Annotated in this window: 17 protein-coding genes; 7 read left to right on the forward strand and 10 right to left on the reverse strand. The window is 74.2% G+C overall.

The features are described 5' to 3' along the window. From ABT297_RS10335 to ABT297_RS10360, 6 genes are all read right to left on the reverse strand, one after another. Positions 1–281, reverse strand: a 281-nt coding sequence (locus ABT297_RS10335; RefSeq protein ID WP_350547091.1) for a glycosyltransferase family 2 protein, incomplete at its 3' end; no start/stop codon positions are given. Continuing rightward, on the reverse strand, positions 266–1,006 hold the full coding sequence (locus ABT297_RS10340) for a carotenoid biosynthesis protein (protein ID WP_350547094.1): 741 nt from the start codon (positions 1,004–1,006) through the stop codon (positions 266–268). The genes ABT297_RS10340 and ABT297_RS10335, both read right to left, overlap by 16 nt. Beyond that, the gene (locus tag ABT297_RS10345) at positions 1,003–1,539 is read right to left on the reverse strand and encodes a GNAT family N-acetyltransferase (protein WP_350547097.1); all 537 of its coding nucleotides are present in this window, start codon (positions 1,537–1,539) and stop codon (positions 1,003–1,005) included. Before ABT297_RS10345 ends, ABT297_RS10340 begins: the two co-directional genes overlap by 4 nt. Continuing rightward, entirely contained in the window at positions 1,536–2,138 is a 603-nt protein-coding gene (locus tag ABT297_RS10350; protein WP_502885551.1) for a monooxygenase, read from the reverse strand. Before ABT297_RS10350 ends, ABT297_RS10345 begins: the two co-directional genes overlap by 4 nt. Positions 2,139–2,185: 47 nt before the next feature. Then, positions 2,186–2,674, reverse strand: a complete 489-nt coding sequence (locus tag ABT297_RS10355) for a YbaK/EbsC family protein (protein WP_350547103.1) — start codon at positions 2,672–2,674, stop codon at positions 2,186–2,188. A 76-nt stretch (positions 2,675–2,750) separates the two neighbouring features. After that, on the reverse strand, positions 2,751–3,071 hold the full coding sequence (locus ABT297_RS10360) for an EamA family transporter (protein WP_350547106.1): 321 nt from the start codon (positions 3,069–3,071) through the stop codon (positions 2,751–2,753). A 695-nt stretch (positions 3,072–3,766) separates the two neighbouring features. Between ABT297_RS10360 and ABT297_RS10365 the strand changes: the two genes are divergently transcribed. The 4 genes from ABT297_RS10365 to ABT297_RS10380 all read left to right on the forward strand — a co-directional run bounded on the left by ABT297_RS10365 (position 3,767) and on the right by ABT297_RS10380 (position 11,405). After that, the gene (locus ABT297_RS10365) at positions 3,767–4,189 is read left to right on the forward strand and encodes an SAV_6107 family HEPN domain-containing protein (RefSeq protein ID WP_350547109.1); all 423 of its coding nucleotides are present in this window, start codon (positions 3,767–3,769) and stop codon (positions 4,187–4,189) included. Between the two features lie 1,519 nt (positions 4,190–5,708). Further along, the gene (imuA', locus tag ABT297_RS10370; RefSeq protein ID WP_350547486.1) at positions 5,709–6,506 is read left to right on the forward strand and encodes a DnaE2-dependent mutagenesis accessory factor ImuA'; all 798 of its coding nucleotides are present in this window, start codon (positions 5,709–5,711) and stop codon (positions 6,504–6,506) included. Further along, the gene (locus tag ABT297_RS10375; RefSeq protein ID WP_350547112.1) at positions 6,466–8,046 is read left to right on the forward strand and encodes a DNA polymerase Y family protein; all 1,581 of its coding nucleotides are present in this window, start codon (positions 6,466–6,468) and stop codon (positions 8,044–8,046) included. Before imuA' ends, ABT297_RS10375 begins: the two co-directional genes overlap by 41 nt. Next, a complete protein-coding gene (locus tag ABT297_RS10380) occupies positions 8,046–11,405 on the forward strand; it encodes an error-prone DNA polymerase (protein WP_350547115.1) in 3,360 nt (1,119 codons plus the stop codon). The genes ABT297_RS10375 and ABT297_RS10380 overlap by 1 nt, the downstream gene beginning before the upstream one ends. On the opposite strand, the gene ABT297_RS10385 is transcribed toward ABT297_RS10380, so the two are convergent. Genes ABT297_RS10385 through ABT297_RS10395 form a run of 3 tightly spaced genes read right to left on the reverse strand, consistent with a single transcriptional unit; the run spans position 11,406 to position 12,821 of the window. Further along, the gene (locus tag ABT297_RS10385) at positions 11,406–11,981 is read right to left on the reverse strand and encodes a hypothetical protein (protein WP_350547118.1); all 576 of its coding nucleotides are present in this window, start codon (positions 11,979–11,981) and stop codon (positions 11,406–11,408) included. 20 nt (positions 11,982–12,001) lie between these two features. After that, positions 12,002–12,463 (reverse strand): hypothetical protein, encoded by a 462-nt coding sequence (locus ABT297_RS10390; RefSeq protein ID WP_350547121.1) that lies wholly within the window; start codon positions 12,461–12,463, stop codon positions 12,002–12,004. After that, on the reverse strand, positions 12,456–12,821 hold the full coding sequence (locus ABT297_RS10395; RefSeq protein ID WP_350547124.1) for a hypothetical protein: 366 nt from the start codon (positions 12,819–12,821) through the stop codon (positions 12,456–12,458). The genes ABT297_RS10390 and ABT297_RS10395 overlap by 8 nt, the downstream gene beginning before the upstream one ends. A gap of 181 nt (positions 12,822–13,002) precedes the next feature. Here ABT297_RS10395 and ABT297_RS10400 point away from each other — a divergent pair, with 181 nt between their 5' ends. After that, entirely contained in the window at positions 13,003–13,422 is a 420-nt protein-coding gene (locus ABT297_RS10400) for a hypothetical protein (RefSeq protein ID WP_350547127.1), read from the forward strand. A 61-nt stretch (positions 13,423–13,483) separates the two neighbouring features. Here the strand turns inward: ABT297_RS10400 and ABT297_RS10405 are convergent, their stop codons facing one another. After that, positions 13,484–14,458, reverse strand: a complete 975-nt coding sequence (locus tag ABT297_RS10405) for an aldo/keto reductase (protein ID WP_350547130.1) — start codon at positions 14,456–14,458, stop codon at positions 13,484–13,486. An 18-nt stretch (positions 14,459–14,476) separates the two neighbouring features. Here ABT297_RS10405 and thiE point away from each other — a divergent pair, with 18 nt between their 5' ends. Both thiE and thiO read left to right on the forward strand, forming a co-directional pair. Then, complete coding sequence (gene thiE / locus ABT297_RS10410; RefSeq protein WP_350547133.1) at positions 14,477–15,085, forward strand: thiamine phosphate synthase; 609 nt, start codon at positions 14,477–14,479, stop codon at positions 15,083–15,085. Next, entirely contained in the window at positions 15,082–16,134 is a 1,053-nt protein-coding gene (gene thiO / locus ABT297_RS10415; protein ID WP_350547136.1) for a glycine oxidase ThiO, read from the forward strand. Before thiE ends, thiO begins: the two co-directional genes overlap by 4 nt. Positions 16,135–16,139: the final 5 nt, after the last annotated feature.

Consider the following 16,139-nt stretch of genomic DNA (forward strand, 5'->3'; position numbering starts at 1 on the left):
ACCCGGTCGCCGGCGACGCGCCGCACCAGCTCGGCGGTGCCGTCGGTGGATCCGTCGTCGAGCACCAGCACGCGTACCGCGGGCGGCAGCTCCAGCAGCGCGCGCAGGCACGGCTCGGCGCGGGCGGCCTCGTCGCGCAGCGGCAACAGGACCGCGACCCGCCCGGGCGCGACCCCGTCGGCGGCCCCGGGAACCGGCGGGCGGCGCAGCAGGCGCGCGTTGGCCAGCGTGTGGATCAGCAGCGCGAGCAGCGCCGCGCAGCCGATCAGGAGGAGCGCCACAACCGCACCGCCAGCGGGACCGCGACGAGGCCCATGCCCACCGCGCCCCAGGCGGCCGAGGCGGGCAGGCCCAGGAAGAGCCCGTGAGCCATGATGCTCGAGGTGTACGTCCAGAGGTACAGCGCGTACATCGGCGCATCGGCTCCCGGCCGGGGCGGGTCGTCCCCGAGCGCGAGGCGCAGCAGGGCCGTCAGCGCGAGGGCCACCCCGAGCCAGCCCAGGTAGTTGGTCAGCGGGATGCCCGGCACGCCGGGGAGCGCCGGGGTGGTCGTGTGCCACAGCCAGTACCGCTGCGAAACCATCTGCGGATCGAGGAACAGGTCCCACGCGGCGAGCCCGAGCCCGGCCACCCCGACGCGGGCGAGCGGCCGCGCGGTCAGGCGCCCCGCCGCCACCCACGCCGGCCAGGCCATCCAGGTCCAGGCGAGCGGGATCACCAGCGGCACGCCGAGCAGCCGCGGGCCGAGCGCGCCGGTGTAGTCGTAGGCGCCGAACGGGTGGCCGGTCGAGCGCCCGACCGCCTCGACCAGGAGGCCGCCGCCGGTCGTGACCAGCACCAGCGCGCCGGCCGTCCGCGTGCCCCGGGTGGAGTACGCGTGCCAGACCGACAGCGCGAAGCCGAGGCAGACCGTCGCGACGACGAGGGCCGCGCGGGCGCGGCCGTCGGTGAGCGGATACCCGATCTCGGCGAGCACCAGCGCGCCGAGGCCGAACCAGGTCCTCACAGGGGGAGGGCCCGGCCCAGCACGGCGAACGGGCGGTCGTCACCCGGGAAGTTGAAGTGGCGCAGGACGTCGACGAAGCCGAACCGGCGGTACAGCCGCCAGGCCCTCGACGTCGCCTCGGGCGCCTCGGGCGTGGACAGCAGCACCGTCTGCTGCGCGGCGTTGGTGAGCAGCTCGTGCAGCTGGCGCGCGCCGATGCCGTGCCCCTGCGCGAGCGGGCGGACGTGCAGCTCGACCAGCTCGAAGCAGTCGGTCAGCCAATGCTTGCGGGCGTCGCGCTTGAGCGCGCTGCGGACCTGATCGTGCCACCACTGGCCGGAGGTGCCACGGTAGCCGTACCCGAAGCCGAGCAGGTTGTCGTCGTCGTCGAGGGTGGCGACCGCCTGGAACGCCTCGCGGCGGGTGTGCCCGGCGACGTAGCCGCGGCGGGTCTGCAGCAGCTGCACGGAGTAGCCCATGGCCTCGCCGTACACGGCGATGACGTCGTCGAGGCGTTCGACCAGGTCCTCCCCGTGCCACCGCACCAGCCTCACTGGCCGTCCCTCCACCCGATCACCTCTCGGTCGCCGTCGATGCCGAGCACGCGGAACCGGGCGAACAGCTCCTCCGCATACCAGCCCTGGCGAGCCGTGCGCTCCACGACCGCGGCATGCTCGGGCCGACGGTACGCGAACCGCACGACGTCCGCCGCGGAGCGCCAGAGGCTCACCGTGCCCTGGAATCCTACGGGGGCCTCGCCGACCCCGAAGGCGCAGTGCAGCCCCTCGGCCGTGCGCAGGCTGCGCGCGACGGGATCGATGGCCCGCCAGAAGGCCGCCGCCCGCAACGGCCGCAGCCGCGCCCGCGTCAGCACCGCGATCGGCCCGTCACGCCCCGCCGCCGGCTCCGGCGTGAAGGGCGAACGGCCCGACCAGGTGCCGCGGCTGGCGATCGGCTCCAGCGTGATGGTGCAGCTGCTCGACGCGCCCCGCATCGGCGGGCGGGCTTCCCCGTCCGACACGACGAGCGCCGCCCACCGAGTCAGGTCGGCGGCGCCCACCCCGAACTCGCTGCCCCGGGCGGTGCCGAGGAGCTTGGCGAAGTACGACTCGCGCCGGATCTTTCGCCTGTCGACCGCCATGGACCAGAACATCGCGGGCACCGCGCGCCGCGGCACCCGCCAGATGTGAAGGCGCGCGATCACGCCACTTCGGCGGCCGTACCGCTGGTGATGCGCACGAGCTCGGCGTACGTGATCGGGAAGACCGCCTGCGGGATCCCGCCGGCCGCCCACACCTCGCCGAACCGCGCGAGGTCCACGTCGACCAGGGTCCGCACCGGCTTGGGGTGCCCGAGCGGGGAGACCCCGCCGATGACCTGCCCGGTGTGCTCGCGCACGAAGCCGGCATCGGCGCGCTTGATCTTCGCCAGGCCCAGCAGCGCGGCGACCTTGGCCGTGTCGACCCGGTGCGCGCCCGAGGTGAGCACGAGCAGCGGCTCCCCGCCGGCGTCGAAGATCAGCGAGTTGGCGATCTGGCCGACCTCGATGCCGATCGCCGCGGCGGCCGCGGCGGCGGTGTGCACGGCCTCGGTGAGCACCTTGACCCGGCACGGCCCGCCGGACGCGTCGCGCGCGCCGGCGGCGTCCAGCGCGTCCTGGATCGCCTGGACGTTGGGATGTGGCTGCATGTGTCCATCTTGCCTTTCGCTCGGCGGGTCAGTTCGGCGTGGACTCAGTTGGGCGTGGACTCAGTTGGGCGTGGACTCAGTTGGGTGGAACATGGCTCGGGTCCGACGGTTCGGCCTTGACCCGGGCGGTCTCGGCCAGCGCGACGCCGGCGAGGATCAGCGCGCCGCCGGCGATCCGGGCCGCGTCGAGGTGCTCGTGCAGCGCCAGCCACGCGACCGCGGTGGCGACCACCAGCTCCGCCATGCCGATGATGCCGACGCTGGTCGGGGGCAGGTGCCGCATGGCCCCGGCGATCAGCAGGTAGGGGGCGATGAAGCCGCCGATCACGATGTACGTCAGCACCAGCCACACCGGCAGGTGTCCGGTTTGGCTGGTGGCGGTGAGCCTGAAGAGCACGGACGGGTCGAAGCGCCACCACCATCGCGACGCCGGCGGCGGGCCGGGGCTGGTGATTCACCCGATGAGCGTAGCGATCAGGGGTATCGATTATTTCGCTCCTTACGGGCGGCGTCTTGCCCGCGGTTTTTGTCGTACCCCCTGACTAGGGTGGCTCCGTTCCCGGTGGTGGGCCCGGGTGACGGCCGGGGAGTGAATCATGCGAACGAGTGTTCGAAAATTCTCTCCCAACCATTGCCACCCACCGCCCTCCCCGGTGTAGTCTTAGCCCATCGAACGAGTGTTCGAACTGCTTCGGGAAGAGCGATTCGCGGCGCCGATCCCGAGCGCGGTCCGCGACACCGCGGAGGCCGGATTTTCGCGGGTCTGGCCTCAGGCGGGGCCGCCGCTCGCCGCCCACGACCCCCGGGCGGCGTGCGGCGACCCAGCCGGCCGGGTGTGGTGTGGGGAAGCTCCACGCCCGGCCGGCACGCCGTCGCCCATCGCGGGCAACGGCACCCGTTCGACCCGCGTGGCGCTGTGACTCCCCCCACGGCGACACGGCACGCGCATCCATGCGCACCACAGGCAAAAACCTGCCGACGCACCACAGAGGGAGAGCACCGATGCCGACGAACCGTTCGACCAGCTCGTCCAACGTCAGTCGATTCCCGACCCCTGTCCCGGGTGGCGGTGCGTCCCGTCAGCAGCTTCCGGTGCCCGCACACGCGCTTCCCCATCGCACCCCGCGGGAGCTGCTGACCCTGGCCCGCCATGGGCTCGAGGAGGCGGCGGAGATCCGCACCGACGGCATGCGCTACGCCACCGCCCACCTGGCGGCCCTGCGCGCGGCCGCCGCGGTGCTCGCCGCCCGCGCGGTGCCCGCCGCGCCCGGCCGGCGCAGCCGGGTGACCAGCGTCTGGTCCCTGCTCGTGCTCGTCGCCCCGGAGCTGTCCGAGTGGGCGTCGTTCTTCGCGGCGGGCGCCAGCAAGCGCTCGGCCGCCGAGGCCGGCATCCCCCGCGTGGTCAGCGCCCGCGAGGCCGACGACCTGATGCGCGCCGCCGAGCAGTTCATCGCCGTCGTCGAGGTCGCCCTCGGCTACTCGTATCAGCCGAGGCTCGAGGGCCTGGCCAGCTGACGCTGCGTCCCCCTGCGCACCGGTGCCAACCACCCGCCAAGCCCGAGCCGCCCACCATGGGCCCGAGCCGCTCGCCCGCTGGGCTGCCCGGGCCTGCGAGGCGGCCGCTCGGCAGCCATCCGGCCCACCAGGCGATCGGCCCCATCGCTCGTTCGCCGAGCTTCCGGCCGTTGCCCTGCTCGGCTCGTTGGGTGGCCAGTCCGCCGACTGGCCGGCTTGCCGGGCTGCCGGCCCATCGCCTGTTCGCCGGGCTTCTGGCTCACGGTCCTGCTCCGATCGTTGGACGGTCAGTCCGCCGACTGGCCGGCTCGTCGGGCTGCTGGCCATCGCTTGTTCGCCGAGCCTTTGGCCGGGGCCCTGTTCGTTCGTTGGGCGGCTGCTCGTCAGTCGCGCCCGTTCGATTGCCGGGCGGCCGATTCGTCGCGGCTGGCCGTTCCTGGGCGGCGGATTCGTCGCCTGGGTTCGGGCCCTCGTCGCGCGGTTTCGATCCGGTCTGGCTCGCCGCGGTGGACGGTTCGTGGACGGTCGATTTGTTGCCGGATTCAATCGCTGCCCGTCCGTCGCGATCCGGTCGAGGTGCTGGTGGATGTGGTCCGTGATGCGCCACGTGTTTGCCGCCGGGCGGGCGAACAGCGGTGGCAGGACGGTCCGGTCGGCGATCGAGCCGGGTCGCGGGGGTGTCGCCGTTCGGGTGCTGGTCCCGGCTCGGCTTGGGTGTGATCCGGCCTCTGGGTGGCGACGGCGCCGCTGAGGTCGGGGAGGGAAGTGGTCCCCCGGCGGCAATGGTGACAGCAGGCGTTCTGCCTCAGGGCGATTTGCCCGCGTTTATTTGGATTTATCTCTTGGGCGTCGGGCCGGGAGAAACGAGGAGCACGACAGTGGGGGAGCAGGTGCCGTGGCTGGCATGTCGGCTTCGGCGGCCGCCGAGTTCTACGACGAGGCGTACGACGATGTGCGTCCCGAGGACGACGAATGGGCGTCGATCGCCGTCGTCGGAGGACGGGCCGCGCCCCAGCGGCTTGAGCGGCCGACGGGGGCCGAGCCGGGGGATGGTCACCCGGCGCACCACCGCGACCAGGCCGGTGGGCTCGGCGTCGAGGATGCCCGCCCCTTCGGTGACGAGCCGCCCTGCCGCACCGGAGGCGAACCGACGCGTCCGTCTCCGCTCGGCCCGGCGCCTGGTGCCGCGCTCGGCCCGGCGGCCGGTCCCGCGCTCGGTCCCGCGCTCGGTCCCGCGCTCGGTCCCGCGCTCGGTCCGGCGCTCGGTCCGGCGCTTGATCCGGCGCTCGGTTCGCTCCGTGGTCCGGGAGTCGATGTGGCGGAGGCAGGCTCGCTGCGCGGTCCGGGAGTTGGTGGCGAGGGCGGCTCGCTCCGCGGTCCGGGGGTCGGTGGCGAGGGCGGCTCGCTGCGTGGTCCGGGTGCCGGTGCGGAAGAGGCAGGCTCGCTGTGTGGTTCGGGGGTCGGTGTGGCGGAGGCAGGCTCGCTGTGTGGTTCGGGGGGCGGTGCGGAGGGCGGCTTGATGCGGGGGACGGCGATCGGGTCGGCGCGCTCCTCTGTTGGTGGCGGTGCGGGGCGGGCGGCGGGGCTGCAGGTGGTGCGGGCCGCGGGGCTGGGCGGTGTGGTGCGGACGGCCGCCGGGCGCGACGCCGGGGAGACGGGGAGCGCCCGGACGCTGCCGGTGCTGTCGGGGCTGCGGGCGCTGCTGCCGGGTGGTGGGCTGCGGCGCGGGGCGACGATCGCGGTACACACCTCGTCGGTCCTGCTCGCGCTGCTGGCGGCGGCGTCGCGGGCCGGGTCGTGGTGTGCGGTCGTGGGGCTGCCGGCGCTCAGCCCGATCGCCGCGGCCGAGATGGGCATCGCGCTGGAGCGGCTGGCGCTGGTACCGAATCCGGGCACCGAGTGGACCACCATCGTGGCCGCGCTGCTCGACGGGGTCGACATCGTCGTGGCGGCGCCGCCCGGGCCGGTCGCGCCGGTGGTGGCCGGGCGGCTGGCGGCCCGGGCGCGGCAGCGGGGGAGCGTGCTCATGCCGGCGGGAGCCTGGACGGGGGCCGACCTGACCGTCGCGCCGGTGCGCGGGGCCTGGGGTGGCCTCGGCGCCGGGCGGGGACGGCTGCGCTGCCGGGAGATGACCATCCAGGCCCGCGGCCGAGGGGCGGCCGCCGCGCCGCGCGAGGTGACGCTGTGGCTGCCGGCCCTGGAGGGCGTCCTGCCGCCGGTTACTCGCGCTCTGCCGGCCGACGCCGATTCGGCGCCCGCGATCGGAGCGGTACCGGATGTCCGTGAGGAACCGGCCGGGCTGCGCAGGGTGGGGTGAGGCGGTGCGGACGATCGTGGTGTGGTGCCCGGACTGGCCGGTGATCGCGGCCGAGATCGTCGACGGGTATCCGGCGCACGAGGCGGTGGCGGTCATGCACGCCAACCGGGTGCTGGTCGCGTCGCCGGCGGCCCGGGCGGAGGGGGTGCGGCGGGGGCTGCGCAAGCGGGAGGCGCAGGGGCGGTGCCCCCACCTCATCGTGTTCGAGCACGACCCGGGGCGGGACATGCGGGCGTTCGAGCCGGTGCTCGCGGCCGTCGAGGCGATCGCGGCCGGGGTGGAGACGCTGCGGCCGGGGGCCTGCGCGCTGGCGGCGCGCGGCCCGGCCCGGTACCACGGCGGCGAGGCGGCGGCGGCCGAGCGCATCGTCGAGCACATCGCCCAGCAGTGCGACGTCGAGGCGCAGGCCGGCATCGCCGAGGGCACGTTCGCGGCGGGGCTGGCGGCGCGGGCCGGGGTCATCGTGCCGGACGGGGAGACCGCGGAGTTCCTGTCGGGGCTGAGCATCACGGCGCTCGGGCGGCCCGGGCTGGCCGACCTGCTGCGGCGGCTCGGCATCCACACGCTCGGGGAGTTCGCGGCGCTGCCGGGGGCCGACGTGCTCGGCCGGTTCGGGTTCGATGCGGCGCTCGCGCACCGGCTCGCCGGGGGGCGCCTTGATCGCCAGGCGGGTGCAGGCCTGACCCCGCGCCGGCCGCCGGCCGAACTCGACGTCGCCGAGACGTTCGACGAGCCGGTCGACCGCGTCGACGCGGCGGCGTTCGCGGCCCGGGCGCTGGCCGAGCGGCTGCACGACCGGCTCGGGTCGCACGGCCTGGCCTGCACCCGTCTGACGATCGAGGCGGTCACCGAGACCGGCGAGGAGCTGGTGCGCACCTGGCGCCACGACGGGCTGCTGAGCGTGAACGCCATCGCCGACCGCCTGCGCTGGCAACTGGACGGCTGGCTGCGGGGCAAGGGCACGCGAGCGACGGGGATCGCGCGGCTGCGGCTGATCCCCGAGGGCGTGGTCGAGCACCTCGGGCTGCAGCCGGGGCTGTGGGGCGAGGCCGGCGAGGAGCGCGACCGGGCGCACCGCGCGCTGACCCGCGTCCAGGGACTGCTCGGGCCCGACGCCGTGCTGACCGCGGTACTCGACGGCGGGCGGGCCGACCGCAGCCGCATCCGGCTCGTGGCCTGGGGGGACGAGCGGATCGCGCATGGGGACGAGGCGCCCTGGCCCGGGCGGCTGCCAGGGCCGAGCCCCGCCACCGTGTACGTCGAGCCGATCCCCGCCGAGGTGCTCGACGCGGACGGGCGGCCGGTGCGCGTCGGCGGGCGGCTGGAGCTCAGCGGGGTACCGGCGCAGGCTCGTATCGGCGCGGAGGAGCGCGCCGTCGGGATCGTCGGGTGGGCCGGGCCCTGGCCCGTGGACGAGCGCTGGTGGGCCGACGGCGAGTCGCGGCGCGCGGCGCGGTTCCAGCTGCAGCTGGCCGACGACCGGGCCGTCCTCGCGGCACTGCGGGGCGGAGCCTGGTTCGTGGAAGCGCTGTACGACTGATGGGATTCAACAACCCCGACGTGCCGTGGTCGGAGCTGGAGCGGCGGCTCTCCGGGAGAACAAAGGACGCCAAGAGCTGGGAGCCTCCCGGGCCCGGGTACCACCCCGACGTGCTCTCCGCCGACCACGGCGACGGCGGGGACTCGCCGGCCTGGACGCGCAAGCGCGCCGAGTACGAGGCGCCGCCGCTCGCCCGGCCCGTCGACGCGGTCCCGTACGCGGAACTGCACTGCCACAGCAACTTCAGCTTCCTCGACGGGGCGAGCCACCCCGAGGAACTGGTCGAGGCGGCGGCCCGGACGGGGCTGTCCGCGATCGCGATCACCGACCACGACGGCTTCTACGGGGTGGTGCGCTTCGCCGAGGCGGCGCGGGCCCTGGAGATGCGCACCGTGTTCGGCGCGGAGCTGTCGCTCGGGCTGCCGGGGCCACAGAACGGCGAGCCGGACCCGCTCGGGCGGCACCTGCTGCTGCTGGCCCGGGGGCCCGAGGGGTACGCCCGGCTGTCCCGCACGATCAGCGAGGCACACCTGCGCGGCGGGGAGAAGGGCCGCCCGGTGTACGACCTGGAGGAGGCCGCGGCGGCGCTGCGCGACCACGTCATGCTGCTGACCGGGTGCCGCAAGGGGCACGTGCCGGCCGCGCTGCTGTCGGCCGGCCCGGACGCGGCGCGCGCGGAGCTGGACCGGCTGGTCGCCCTGTTCGGGGCGGACTCGGTGGCCGTCGAGCTGACCTCGCACGGCGACCCGCTCGACGACGAGCGCAACGACGCGCTCGCCGACCTCGCATCGCGGAAAAAGCTGCCGGTCGTCGCGACGAACAACGTGCACTACGCCGGGCCGGGGCGCCGCCGGCTGGCCACCGCGCTCGCCGCCGTGCGGGCCCGGCGCAGCCTCGACGAGATCGACGGCTGGCTGCCCGCGGCCGGCACCGCGCACCTGCGCGGCGGCGCGGAGATGGCCGCCCGGTTCGCGGCCTTCCCGGATGCGGTACCCCGGGCCGCCGCCCTCGGCGAGGAGCTGTCCTTCGACCTCAAGCTGGTGGCGCCGAACCTGCCGGCGTACCCGGTGCCCGTCGCGGGCGTGTCGGAGATGCAGTGGCTGCGGCACCTGACGATGCGGGGCGCCGCCGAGCGGTACCGCGGCGATCAGAAGGCCTATGAGCAGCTCGAACACGAGCTGGCGCTGATCGAGGAGCTGGATTTTCCGGGGTACTTCCTGGTGGTGCACGACATCGTCACGTTCTGCGAGCGCAACGGCATCTACTGCCAGGGGCGCGGCTCGGCGGCCAACTCCGCGGTGTGCTACGCGCTGAAGATCACCAACGTCGACGCGGTGCGATGGGGGCTGCTGTTCGAGCGGTTCCTGTCCCCGCAGCGCGACGGCCCGCCGGACATCGACATCGACATCGAGTCGGACCGGCGCGAGGAGGTCATCCAGCATGTCTACGGCAAGTACGGGCGCACGTTCACCGCCCAGGTGGCCAACGTCATCTCGTACCGCCCGAAGTCCGCGGTCCGCGACATGGCCAAGGCGTTCGGGCACTCGCCGGGGCAGCAGGACGCGTGGAGCAAGCAGGTCGAGCGCTGGGGGCCCATGGCGAGCGCGGAGCTCGACGAGATCCCGGCGCCGGTGATCGACTTCGCCAACGAGCTGCTCACGTTCCCGCGGCACCTCGGCATCCACTCCGGCGGCATGGTCATCTGCGACCGGCCGGTGATCGAGGTGTGCCCGGTCGAGCACGCCCGGATGGAGAACCGCACCGTCCTGCAGTGGGACAAGGATGACTGCGCCTCGGTCGGGCTGGTGAAGTTCGACCTGCTCGGGCTCGGCATGCTCTCGGCGCTGCGGTACGCGTTCGAGATGATCGACTCTGAGCTGGACATCGCGCACATGCCGCTGGACGACCCCGAGGTGTACGACATGCTGTGCCGCGCCGACTCGGTCGGCGTGTTCCAGGTGGAGAGCCGGGCCCAGATGGCCACGCTGCCGCGGCTCAAGCCGCGCGAGTTCTACGACCTCGTGGTGGAGGTGGCGCTGATCCGGCCGGGCCCGATCCAGGGCGGCTCGGTCCATCCGTACATCCGGCGCAAGAACGGGCTGGAGGAGGTCACCTACCCGCATCCGCTGCTGAGGCCGTCGCTGGAGAAGACCCTGGGCGTGCCACTGTTCCAGGAGCAGCTCATGCAGATGGCCATCGACGTCGCCGGGTTCACCCCGGCCGAGTCCGACGAGCTGCGCCGGGCCATGGGCTCGAAGCGCTCGATGGAGCGGATGGCCGCGATCCGCGACCGGCTCTTCGCCGGCATGGCGCGCAACGGCATCACCGGGGCGCTGGCCGGCGAGCTGTTCGACAAGCTGGCCGCGTTCGCCAACTACGGCTTCCCGGAGAGCCACGCGATGAGCTTCGCCTACCTGGTGTACGCCAGCGCCTGGCTCAAGCGCTACCACCCGGCCGCGTTCTGCGCCGCGCTGCTCAACGCCCAGCCGATGGGCTTCTACTCGCCGCAGAGCCTGGTCGACGACGCCCGCCGGCACGGGGTGACGGTCCGCCGCCCGGACGTCAACGCGAGCGCCGCCGCGGCGACGCTGGAACCGCCGGAAGAAGACGATACATCGGATATATCCGAAAAGCCGAGCGACTGGGGGCGCGGCGGGCCGGTGGTCCGGCTCGGGCTGCGGTCGGTGCGCTCGCTCAGCGAGGCCGTCGCCGGGCGCATCGAGGAGGTCCGGCGCGAGGGCGGGCCGTACACCTCGATGAGCGATCTCGCCCGTCGCGCCGGGCTGAGCACGACACACCTGGAGGCGCTCGCGACCGCCGACGCGTTCGCCTGCCTCGGGCTGACCCGCCGCGAGGCGCTGTGGGCGGCCGGCGCGGCGGCGCAGGAGACGGCGGGGCGGCTGCCCGGCACGACCGGCGGCACCCGGGCGCCGATGCTGCCCGGGATGGACGCCGTCGAGCGCATGATCGCCGACGTGTGGGCGACCGGCCTGGCGCCGGACGCGCACCCGGCGCAGTTCGCCCGGCCCTACCTGGACACGATCGGCGCCCTGTCGATCGAGGCCCTGCACGGGGTCGGGCACGGCCGGCGGGTGTCGGTCGGCGGGATCGTGACCCACCGGCAGCGCCCGGCGACGGCCGGCGGGGTGACGTTCATCAACCTGGAGGACGAGACCGGCATGCTCAACGTGACCTGCACGCCGGGGCTCTGGCAGCGGTACCGCCGGGTCGCCCGGACGGCGAACGCCATGATCGTGCGCGGGGTGCTGGAGAAGGCGGAGGGGGTGCTCAACCTGCGGGCCGACCACCTGGCGGCGCTGACCCTGCCGATCCGCTCCCCCTCCCGGGACTTCCGTTAGTCACGGGGTGATCAGGCGGTCCCAGTCGGCGGCGAACTTCCGTGGGTCGTACGGATCGGCCTTGATCGGGATCACGCCGCCGGGCCGCATGACCGAGACGCGCTCCAGCGGCACCGCGAACACGGCCGGCCCGGCGACCGGATCGCGCCCCTCCACCTGGATGTGCAACTGCGCGGAGTACACCGGGCGGCCCCGCTCATCGAGGCTGCCGGCGAACTCGGCGGACAGCACCCGGACCGTGCCCGACACGCCCGTGGCCAGGATGTGCGCCTTGTCCCGCGCCGCCTCGGCGGGGTCCACCGGGGCCGGCGCGGCGACCGCCCGCTCGATCTCGGCGGCGCCGGCCGACGGTGTGAACTCCCAGTCGACAGTGCCGGCCACGCCCCGCTCGCGCAGGGCGCGGGCCCGCGCGGCCCGGACGTTGAACCTCATGCCGAGCCAGCACAGCAGGAGGCCGCCGAGCATCAGCGCCGCGCCCACCGCGATGGTCCCCGCGATGAGGAAGCCGACGCCGATCAGGAGTTCGACGGCCGCCACGAGGAACAGCACGGTGGCGGGGCCGCGGGAAGTGGTCATGCCGTGCATGGTGGGGCAGGTCAATCCCTCGGCGCAGTCGCCTCGGCGACCGGTTCGCGCCGGGAGGTTCGCCAAAGCCAGAACAACCCGGCGAAGGGCAGGACCAGCGGCACGTACCCGTACCCCTGGCCGAAGCCCGACCAGACGGTCGCCTCCGGGAACGCCTGCCTGTCCAGCAGGCTGGTCGTGCCCACGGCGAGCACGCCGACGAGCTCGAACCCGACCGCCGCCAGGGCGATGCGCCGGGAGCGCGCGCCCGAGCGGGCCAGCGCGACGGTCGCCACGATGTACACGACCGCGGCCAGGGCGGACAGGGTGTACGCCAGCGGCGCCTCGTGGAACTTCGTGGCGATCTGCACGCTCGCGCGGGCGCCGGCGGAGAGGGCGAAGACGCCGTAGACGGCCACCAGGACGCGCCCGGGGCCCTTGTTGAGCGATCGTACTTGCGAGCCCTTCGGGGCTTGCGGGGTCGAGTCAGCCATTCCAGATCTGTCCGAGTCGCAGGATGAGCACCGGCACGATGAGCGCGGCCGCACCGATGAGCAGCGAGCCCCACCGCGTGGGCTCCATGCGGGCGAGCACCGCGCCGGCCGGGGGGAGCAGGGCCGCGGTGAGCAGGTACCCCACGAGCGTGACCTGCTCGCCGCCGGTCGACGGGCCCTGGCCACCGGCGAGGTGGACCACGAGAACGACGACCTGGACGAGCACGAGCACCTCGACCACGCCGAGGCCGGCGAAGAGCGGCCAGGCCGGCTCCCGCCGCCGGAAGAACTCGGCGAACGCCCAGGCGGCGAGCGCGAGCGACAGCACGTGGATGGCGACTGCCAGCGGCCCGATCACGGCCGACAGCGTATCCGGCCGGCCCGGGGCCGCTCGTCGTGGCTACCCAGGTGACACGGCCCGCCGCCGCGAGGGCGGTTCACTTTTTGTCGGCTACCCGCCACTGGCACAATTCCGGGATTTTTCCGCGCGACCGTGGCCTTACCGTTTTGCGCAACGCAACGACGACCAGGGGGAAGACATGAGCGACTTCGACGCCGGCGACGGCGGCCACGACGTCGACTACGGCCACTACGAGGCGGGCCAGGAGCACGACGCCCTCAACCAGCTGCACCAGGCCCACGGCTCGGAGGCCGACTACGGCAACCAGTTCGGTCAGTACGAGCAGGACCACCACGCGGCGGAGTCGACCAGCTTCGCGCAGGGTCACCACGTCGAGTACGACCAGCCGGCCGCGGCGCACTACGAGGCGACCGACTTCACCAACTACAGCCACAACGCCGAGGTCGACGACCACGTCGCCGTCGCCGAGGGCAGCGAGCACGCCCACCAGGCCAACTTCGGCGAGCTCGACGCCCTGCAGCAGCGCCTCGACACCACCTTCGCTCAGGGCACCCAGTTCCACGGCGGAGAGGGCCACCTCGGCGTCGCCTCCAACTGACACCCCGCTAGAACCACGCAGGGCCCGGCCGCTCGGCCGGGCCCTTTCGCATGCCGCCGGGTCAGTGCCCCAGGACGGGGTGAGGCACGTACGGGGCCTCGAGGCGCGCGATCTCCTTCTCGTCCAGGGTCAGCTCGGTGGCGGCGATCGCGTCCTCCAGGTGGGGGAGCTTCGTCGCGCCGATGATCGGGGCGGTCACCGCCGGGCGGGACAGCAGCCAGGCCAGCGCGACCTGGGCCGGGGAGACGCCGCGCTCGGCGGCCACCTCGGCGTTGACGTCCACGACCGCGAAGTCGTCGTCGGTGTACATGTCGCTGAACGAGTCGCTGCTGGCGCGGGTGGTGTGTCGCTCGCCGCCGCGGCCGCGGTTGCCGGCCAGCAGGCCGCGGGCCAGGGGGCTCCACGGGATGACGCCGATGCCCTGGTCCTCGCACAGCGGGAGCATCTCGCGCTCCTCCTCGCGGTACACCAGGTTGTAATGGTTCTGCATCGACGAGAACGGGGTCCAGCCGTGCGCGCGGGCCACGTGCTGCGCTTTGGAGAACTGCCAGGCGTACATGCTCGACGCCCCGATGTAGCAGGCCTTGCCCGCCCGGACGACGTCGTGCAGGGCCTCCATCGTCTCCTCGATCGGGGTGTGCGGGTCCCAGCGGTGGATCTGGTAGAGGTCCACGTGGTCGGTGCCCAGCCGGCGCAGCGACTCGTCGATGCCGGCGAGGATGTGCTTGCGGGACAGGCCGCCGTCGTTGGGCGCGTCGCTCATCCGGCCGTGCACCTTCGTGGCGAGCACGTAGTCGTCGCGGCGGGCGAAGTACCGCGCCAGCAGCCGTCCGGTGACCCGCTCGCTCTCGCCCAGCGAGTACACGTCGGCGGTGTCGAAGAACGTGATCCCGGCCTCGACCGCGCGCCGCACGAACGGGTCGGCGGCGTCCTCGTCGAGCACCCAGTCGCGCCAGGCGGACGAGCCGTAGCTCATCATGCCGAGACAGATTTCGGAGACCTGCAGGCCGGTCCGGCCGAGTCGTAGCTGCTTCATATTTGAGAAGCTATCGCGGTGCACAGCCTCGGACGACTCCATCTTGTCACCGACACCCGGCCCGGTCGCAACACCTTGGACGTGGTGGCCGCGGCGCTGCGGGCGGGCTTCGACGTCATACAGGTGCGGCCCGAGGACGCCGTCACCGATCGGGAGGCCTACGAGCTGACCGTGCGCGTGCTGGCCATGTGCCGCGAGCTCGGCCGCACCTGCCTGGTCAACGACCGGCTGCACATCGCGCTCGCCGCAGGCGCCGACGGCGGGCACATCGGCGCCGACGACCTGCCCGTGGCCGCGGCCCGGCGGATACTCGGGCCCGCCGCCATCCTCGGCGCGACCGCCCGCGACCCGCGCACGGCCCGGCGCGCGGTCGCCGACGGGGCCTCCTACCTCGGGGTCGGGCCGGCGTTCGCGACCGCGACGAAGTCCGGGCTGCCGGCGGCGATCGGCCCGGCCGGGATACGCGCGGTCGCCGAGGCGGTCGAGGTGCCCGTCGTCGCGATCGGCGGGGTCACCGCGACGCGGGCCGCCGAGCTGTTCGCGGCGGGCGCGCACGCGGTCGCCGTGGTGGGTGCGGTCAGCGGCGCGGCGGACCCGTACGCCGCCGCCGCGGAGTTCGTCGCATGACCATCGGCATCATCGGGGGCGGGGTCATCGGGCTCGCCATCGCCTTCGAGCTGCTCGAGCGGGGCGAGCGCGACATCACCGTCTACGACCCCGACCCCACGCGCGGCGCCGGGCTGGTCGCGGCCGGCATGCTCGCCCCCGCCGCCGAGGCGGTCTTCGGCGAGGAGGCCCTGCAGGCGCTGATGCTCGAGTCGATGCGCCGCTGGCCCGGCTTCGCCGCCCGGCTGCGGGAGCGCACCGGGCGGCCGATCGGCTACCGCACGGAGGGCACGCTGCTGGTCGCGCTCACCGCCGACGACCAGGCCGAGATCGACCGGCTCGTCGGCTACTACCGGCGCGCCGGGACGCCGATCGAGCCGCTCACCGGCCGCCAGCTGCGCGAGCGGGAGCCGCTGCTGTCCCCGCGGGTGCGCGGCGGCGCGTTCGCCCCCGGCGACCATCAGGCCGACCCGCGGCTGCTGTTGGGCGCCCTGCGGGGCCTGCCGCTGCGGTTCGTATCGCAGCAGGTCGATGAGCTTTCCACGCTGCGGGACGATGTGATCATCGTCGCCAACGGCGTCGGGTCGGCGTCGCTGACCGGCCTGCCCGTGCGCCCGGTGAAGGGCCAGCTGCTGCGGCTGCGCGGCGCGGAGCCCCTGGTCCGGCACGTGATCCGCGGCGTGGCGGCGGGCCGGCACGTGTATCTCGTGCCGCGCGCCGACGGCGAACTGGTCGTCGGCGCGACCGAGGAGGAGCGCGGCGCGGACACCACGGTCACCGCCGGCGGCGTGCTCGACCTGCTCCGCCCCGCCGCCGACCTGCTGCCCGGCGTGGCCGAGTTGGCCCTGGCCGAGACCCTGGCCGGACTGCGCCCCGGCACGCCGGACAACGCCCCGGTCCTCGGCCCGCTCCCCGGCGGCCCGCCGGGCGCGCGGACCCTGGTGGGCACCGGGCACTACCGCCACGGCGTGCTCCTGTCCCCGGTCACCGCAGCGGCGCTCGCCGACCTGGTCGTCGACGGCTGTACCACCGTTGATGTCGACGCGTTCGGGGCGGCGCGCTTTACCTGAGCCCG

This window comes from Dactylosporangium sp. NPDC000555 (genome assembly GCF_040300025.1).
Lineage (GTDB): Bacteria > Actinomycetota > Actinomycetes > Mycobacteriales > Micromonosporaceae > Dactylosporangium.

Coding starts and splice junctions, on each gene's coding strand:
- ABT297_RS10350 (WP_502885551.1), bottom strand. CDS start 2,138: ATGTTCTGGTCCATGGCGGTCGACAGGCGAAAGATCCGGCGCGAGTCG.
- ABT297_RS10355 (WP_350547103.1), bottom strand. CDS start 2,674: ATGCAGCCACATCCCAACGTCCAGGCGATCCAGGACGCGCTGGACGCC.
- imuA' (WP_350547486.1), top strand. CDS start 5,709: ATGCGGGGGACGGCGATCGGGTCGGCGCGCTCCTCTGTTGGTGGCGGT.
- ABT297_RS10375 (WP_350547112.1), top strand. CDS start 6,466: ATGTCCGTGAGGAACCGGCCGGGCTGCGCAGGGTGGGGTGAGGCGGTG.
- ABT297_RS10380 (WP_350547115.1), top strand. CDS start 8,046: ATGGGATTCAACAACCCCGACGTGCCGTGGTCGGAGCTGGAGCGGCGG.
- ABT297_RS10385 (WP_350547118.1), bottom strand. CDS start 11,981: ATGACCACTTCCCGCGGCCCCGCCACCGTGCTGTTCCTCGTGGCGGCC.
- ABT297_RS10390 (WP_350547121.1), bottom strand. CDS start 12,463: ATGGCTGACTCGACCCCGCAAGCCCCGAAGGGCTCGCAAGTACGATCG.
- ABT297_RS10400 (WP_350547127.1), top strand. CDS start 13,003: ATGAGCGACTTCGACGCCGGCGACGGCGGCCACGACGTCGACTACGGC.
- ABT297_RS10405 (WP_350547130.1), bottom strand. CDS start 14,458: ATGAAGCAGCTACGACTCGGCCGGACCGGCCTGCAGGTCTCCGAAATC.
- thiO (WP_350547136.1), top strand. CDS start 15,082: ATGACCATCGGCATCATCGGGGGCGGGGTCATCGGGCTCGCCATCGCC.